We start from the raw sequence: 6,000 nt of genomic DNA, 5'->3' as shown, positions 1-6,000 counted from the left end.
GTGGATCAAGCGTTTGTGTCCGCTGTTGCTTCTAAAAGAAACCATATTCCCAGAAAATCACTAAACTACAAAACACCCTTGGAAGTATTTATGAAATTGTTAAACGCAACTGAAAAAGGGGCCATCGGATGGTTCAAAAAGGGGCCAAAAAATTATTTTAGCCAATTCAGAGTTACTTCATATGAAGTAATAATTTGTTGAATTCTTAGGAAATCTGCGATTCTAAAGGCGTCATTTCGTTCGGTTTTATCTTCGTCATACATACAATTAGACTGGTTGGTCCGAAAAATTTTGTAGTATTTAAAAATTTTTATTACAATAACTTAGAACGAGTATATTAATCGTTTTGAAATATATTTTACAAGGAGAGAGAGAATATGAATTTAGGGAACTTTTCAGTTAGTTTTCCTGTAAATGATTTACATGCTTCTATGAAGTTTTATGAGACATTAGGCTTTAAACAAGTAAGTGGAGATGTGCAACAAAATTGGTGTGTCCTGCAAAATGGAGAAGCTAGAATTGGATTGTTCCAAGGAATGTTCGAAGAGGGTTTTCTTACTTTTAACCCCAAATGGAATACTAATAAAGAAACAGAGGAAGGAATGGAAGATATTCGAGAAATTGCGAAGAAGATTGAAAAAGAAGGATACTCATTGGAAGAAGGAGCATCATTGGATGGAGAGAACGCAGGCTATTTCTTTATTAAAGATCCCGATGGACACAAGTTATTATTCGATCAACATGTGTAATTAAAAATTGATTATCTAATGTACTCAGTAAAGTCATACTGCGACTTAATCGACAAAAAAAGGCTCTATAATATCTAGTGTTGGTGGCAGATGTCGCCAGCACTTTTTTGCAAAAAAAAAGACAGACACCTTCAAATCCTGTAGAATAAAGTCGACCAAAACCACTCTAAAGGAGAAATGAAGATGTCTCTCTCAAATCTTATCAAAGAAACGCTCGATATTCTAGACCTAAACCTTATTTTTACCGAAAATTGTTTGACTCATGAAAAAATAGGGGAAGATATTTGTAAAGTTTATAGTGGTAGTCTGACTTATTTTCCTGAAAAATGTCTGCATTGCCAACAAGAAAATAACCAAACGATTATCAAATATGGGTGGAAAAAGGTGATGGTTTTGATCAATGATGTCAGTGAATATAAGACCTATGACCGCATTAAGAAACAAAAATTCCTATGTAAAAGCTGTAATAGAAGCTTCCTTGCGGAATCGACTTTGACCGAACGCCATTGCACCATTGCGCGTCGGGTCAAACTCTCCATTGCAGAGAAACTGAAAGAAAATACTTCTATGACAGGGATTGCTCGTGCCAAACATGTCTCTACAACCACTATCTATCGAGTACTAAAAGACTTTTATACGCCTCTTTCTTAGAAGAAAAAAACACTACCAACCGTTCTTTGTTTTGATGAGTTGAAATCTGTTCGAGCAAGTGCCGGTGCGATGAGTTTTATTTTAATGGACGGGCAAACCAAAGAATTACTTGACATTGTAGAAGATCGAAAACTGAACTCTTTAAAAAAATACTTTAATTCCTATGAGTATGAAGCAAGAGCAGCGGTTCAGTTAATTGTCATTGATATGTACAAGCCTCTTGTAAAGGAGCTCTTTCCCAATGCAAAATTGATCATTGATCGTTTCCATATTGTGCAACATATTGGACGTACCTTTCTGACGCACCGAATTCAACAGATGAATCAGCTGAATCGAAAAAATTATCAAGAAGAACAACACTACAAGCATTTAAAGAAGTATTGGAAATTACTTCAGAAAAATGCTTGGCATTTAGAGCATAAAAAACAGGTTTGGCATCCTAGTTTTAGGGTGCATTTGACCGAATCAGAAGTCGTTGACCGCTTGCTTTCTTATAGCCCAGAACTCAAGCAAGGATATGGTGTCTACCAAGATTTTCTAGCGGCGGTTCGGACGAAAGATTCTCACTGGTTTCAAGAGCTTTTAAAACAAAACTATTCTCACCTACCAGAGAAATATGCGACAACCATTAAGACGTTTAGACAATATCAAGAGGGCATTTTAAACGCACTTGAACAGCCATATTCTAACGGTTCCTTAGAGTGTTTGAACAATCATATTAAAGTATTGAAACGAAATGCGTATGGCTTTAGAAGCTTCTATAACTTCAAGCTAAGAATTCTATTAACCCTAGGAACCACCCTTTTCAATCCCATGAAAAAGAAAAAGCCTTTAGAGAAATGATCCCTCTACAAACTTTTTCTAACTCACACTATTCTATTGGTCTCTCTTCACCAATTTTACAAAGAGCTTTTTTATCTTGTAACAAATTGCAGTAAAACCATGTTTCTTAATGTGTCTAATTAATCCCATAGAAACAGAATACAAAGTAATCAAATAATAATTACTTTCAGAACGCTTTTGAATACTTATATCCAAAGAAAAATCATTTATTAAACTGTTTCTTTCAACGATGTCTTTTCGTCTAAATTTCATTCGATTACTTATGTTATCCTTGTGAACAACCTCTAACCACATTGGTTTATCTAGGATAATGGAGTCTACTGATACTTGACTGGATAAAGTCATATGATTATAATTATTTATGGTATCTAGAATATCTTCCCCGTTGTATTTTGAAAATAACGTTGTAAAATGATTATGTTCAAATATGTATTTTGATAGAATTTGATGATTCTCTGAATATTGCATACCGTAAGGAAAAGATATTGCTTTTTTTTGAGTTGAATTACTTAATATTTTTTGAACAACTTCTATGTATTCTTTGTGTAGACTATCATCATTGTCAATTCTTGAAGTTAAATAAGCCTCAGATTTATTTGATAGGAGATACTCGTTTAGAATCCGTTCTATATTTTCATTATCATCAATAAATATAGGGTGAAAAAAAGACATTTCTTGCTTCATTTCAAAGATTTGATTTAGAAATTTTTTTGGTGTTTTTTTATGGAACATTACTACCCATATGAAATTTTTAGTTGTCTGCCCTTTTATGGAAGGAATAGTATATTTTCTAAACAATTCAAATCTCTTTTCTAAATAATTTTCATTTAAATTTACATTGATTTTTTTTGTTTTCATCTCATCCAAACTGAGATTAAATCTAGTTAGGACGTAATGCGTATAACTGCTAGTTTTCCTCACGATTTTTCTCCTTCTATTTAATCAAACTTAAACGTAGTATTAGCAGCAACACCAATCCCCATAAAGAGCTTAGATTTATAATTATTTTAATAAATACCAAGAAAGAACTGAAATTAATAGTATACCGTTTGCATGCTTATAAATAGATTATATCAACTATTATTCCGATAGGAAGTTCCTGAGGAACGAAAAAATATTTGACTTTGGAATTATACGAAAAAATAGGCGAACACATTCGTAAAGTGTCTATTGGTACTTTGACTTATTTTTCTGAAAAATGCTTGCATCCACAACAAGAAAAACAGAAACTATTATCAACTATGAGTGGAAAATGGTCGTGGCTCTGGTTAATTATGTGAGTGAACACAAGACCTATGTCCGATTCAAAAAATAAAAATTCCTATGTAAAAGCTGTCATAGAAGCTTCCCAGTGGAACCTACCTTGATTGAGCTCCATTGGATCATTGTAGATCAGATCAAATTCTACGTTGCAGAGAAACTAAGAGAAAACACTTTTTTGAAGGGGATTGTGTGATGTGAACATGTTTCTAGCTCCACTACTTATCGGATGTTCCCTTTGCTTTGTTGAATTTAAATCTGCTGGAGCAAGGCGGATGCGATGAATTTTATTGTAATGGACGAACAAACTATGCAATTACTAGATAGTGTAGAGGATCAAGAGCTAAGCACACTGAAAAATAGTTTTATTTCTAAGCTAACCCAATGGTTTCAAGAGCTTTAGAATAAAACTATTTTCACTTGTCGGAGAAATACACAACAATCGTCAAGACATTTAAACACTATCGAGAGGATAATTTGAAAGTCCATGCTCTAATGGTGCTAAATTATTGAAACGAAGTGCATATGGCTTTGGAAGCTTCTATAACTTTAAACTGAGGATTCTATTAACCTTAGGAATCACCCTGTCCAATCCCATGAAAAAGAAATAAACTGCAGAGAAATAATCCCACTGCCTATTTTTTTCTTCCTTGACACGATTCTACTGATTTTTCTTCTACCAACACTAGTTGACAATGAGCTGAAATTTAAACATATGTCCGGAATTAGCATTGGCAAGAAAAAAGGCTGATGGGAGTACTCAAATGAATCTTATTCAATCAAAAAAACACTATCAAATTATTGAACAACGTACTTGCTTAATGATTTTTTCTTATACTTTGGATTTAAAAAGGAAAAGTCCCTATATTAATGCGTACTTGCGCAATTCAATTTGTTATAAATTAGACTAGGATATAAATATCTAAAAGTTCTGAAACAATACTTGTAAAAGAAGAATCATAAACAAGGCTAATTAATTACAGGGATCAGATGCTCTTTTAAATATAAACAAGTGACTTTTTGAATCTATATCAAAAAGACTGATAGTTTGGTGTGTTTTTTATTAATGTATCCATATCTTTTATTTTCATTTTTTTAGCTTGATTTACTAAAATATCATCGTCTGCCAGCTTAGAAACATGCCTTGAAACGTAGGAGCGTGTTACCGAGGCGAAGCTCGCAATTACATCATGTGTAATATACGGGGGGAAAAAAAATTCTCCATCCTTCTCAGTTCCAACGTAGTAGGCCAATGCTATCAATGCATAGTTAATCCTCTCAGAACCAAATGATAACATCGCTTGCCAATGCAAATACATAATTGACATTGTATATTGAAAATTAGAACACAGAAAATGATATGCATCTTGTAGGTTAGCAAGAATCAATTTTTCTGGAATAATAAGGATTGTCACTTCTTCTAACGCCTTAATTTCAAGCTGAACCCCAACTCTGCCTATAAGAGAACGCAAACCCATAACTTCCTGTGCACACAAAATATCAATAGCTTTTATATTCCCGGCAGCATCTACAAAAGAGCGCAAAACGACTCCCGTTTCTATGTAGTAGATGAATCCAGGCTGGATGAGGCTATCTATATAAACATTCTTTTTAATCTTAATACGTTTTAAATTTTCTCCCACATCTGTTTTTTTAACTTTTTCAACAAAATCAGAGTTGTACTTTTTGTTTGCTTCATCCAGTTCCTTCATAGTAAGCATCCTCATAATTCTTACCCCTATTCAAAATATTTATTTTATAATTAAGCATCAAAAAAACGTTTGGTTTTATTCATGTATCAATTATAATATATTTAGATTAATTTACAAATAAAACACTTTTGTGAAAATTAGATATTTGTATCTCCTGATATAATTTCAGGGAACAGTACAATCTTTTTAATCCTTAAGTATACTTGTATGAAAAAATATTCTTTATTCTAGTGCGTTTCCCCATATTAAAATTATAGCAGACAATCACTGACTATTGAAATGAGATTCAAAATTTTTTATTCTAAAATGCACAACATTTAATACTTCAAAATAAAACACAGTCACCTTGTATGATGAATTTATTAATTATATTCTATTTTAAGAATAACTTTATTATTTTAATTTTTTCTCAAATATATTTCACTCTCATATTAATAAATATATTTATTAATATGGCCTTTAGATACTTCGGCTTGATTGATAATGTGCAGAAATATTGTTTACATTTTTGCAAATCACTTCTAAAAACCAGATCCTCTATTTGTGGTAGCTAGATTGTCCCTCCAATTTTACTATTTGAAATTATACATTAGCTCCACGTTTAAACGATGCAATACTGATTATAACTTTTTTTACGATAAATAACGTTCCTGGGTAACACTTCGATATTTATTCAAAATTAAAAAATCAAAATAAAGATCAACAACTTTCTGGGTTCTTTGTCAGCAAGTGTTGATAGCTAGATTAAGTTGAATATTAAGAGGGAGAGAACATAATTTTATAGA

The 6,000-nt window shown here is 32.3% G+C and carries 5 protein-coding genes and 2 pseudogenes; 5 read left to right on the top strand and 2 right to left on the bottom strand.

Annotation, left to right across the window (positions count from 1 at the left end; genetic code table 11):
* From BCR26_RS18045 to BCR26_RS10215, 3 genes and pseudogenes are all read left to right on the top strand, one after another.
* A pseudogene (locus BCR26_RS18045) lies at positions 1-105 on the top strand (IS30 family transposase); the annotation flags it as partial.
* 272 nt (positions 106-377) lie between these two features.
* A complete protein-coding gene (locus tag BCR26_RS10220; protein WP_069698889.1) occupies positions 378-749 on the top strand; it encodes a VOC family protein in 372 nt (123 codons plus the stop codon).
* A gap of 183 nt (positions 750-932) precedes the next feature.
* A pseudogene (locus BCR26_RS10215) lies at positions 933-2,243 on the top strand (ISL3 family transposase).
* A gap of 33 nt (positions 2,244-2,276) precedes the next feature.
* On the opposite strand, the gene BCR26_RS10210 reads toward BCR26_RS10215, so the two are convergent.
* Positions 2,277-3,164, bottom strand: coding sequence for a glycosyltransferase (locus BCR26_RS10210; protein ID WP_069698888.1), 888 nt, complete (start codon positions 3,162-3,164; stop codon positions 2,277-2,279).
* A 203-nt stretch (positions 3,165-3,367) separates the two neighbouring features.
* Here BCR26_RS10210 and BCR26_RS18765 point away from each other — a divergent pair, with 203 nt between their 5' ends.
* On the top strand, positions 3,368-3,523 hold the full coding sequence (locus tag BCR26_RS18765) for a hypothetical protein (protein ID WP_211272300.1): 156 nt from the start codon (positions 3,368-3,370) through the stop codon (positions 3,521-3,523).
* Positions 3,524-3,783: 260 nt separating this feature from the next.
* Positions 3,784-3,906, top strand: a complete 123-nt coding sequence (locus BCR26_RS19140; RefSeq protein ID WP_275950783.1) for a hypothetical protein — start codon at positions 3,784-3,786, stop codon at positions 3,904-3,906.
* Positions 3,907-4,534: 628 nt separating this feature from the next.
* Here BCR26_RS19140 and BCR26_RS10205 read toward each other — a convergent pair.
* Entirely contained in the window at positions 4,535-5,215 is a 681-nt protein-coding gene (locus tag BCR26_RS10205) for a Crp/Fnr family transcriptional regulator (RefSeq protein ID WP_069698887.1), read from the bottom strand.
* Positions 5,216-6,000: the final 785 nt, after the last annotated feature.

The organism is Enterococcus rivorum, assembly GCF_001742285.1.
GTDB classification, from domain to species: domain Bacteria; phylum Bacillota; class Bacilli; order Lactobacillales; family Enterococcaceae; genus Enterococcus_L; species Enterococcus_L rivorum.
The sequence above is the reverse complement of the archived record's forward strand: the minus strand, read 5'-3'. Positions and strand labels throughout refer to the sequence as shown.

What these genes read in the sequence shown, in the direction of transcription:
- BCR26_RS10220 (WP_069698889.1), top strand. Translation starts at nt 378, where the DNA reads ATGAATTTAGGGAACTTTTCAGTTAGTTTTCCTGTAAATGATTTACAT.
- BCR26_RS19140 (WP_275950783.1), top strand. Translation starts at nt 3,784, where the DNA reads ATGAATTTTATTGTAATGGACGAACAAACTATGCAATTACTAGATAGT.
- BCR26_RS10205 (WP_069698887.1), bottom strand. Translation starts at nt 5,215, where the DNA reads ATGAAGGAACTGGATGAAGCAAACAAAAAGTACAACTCTGATTTTGTT.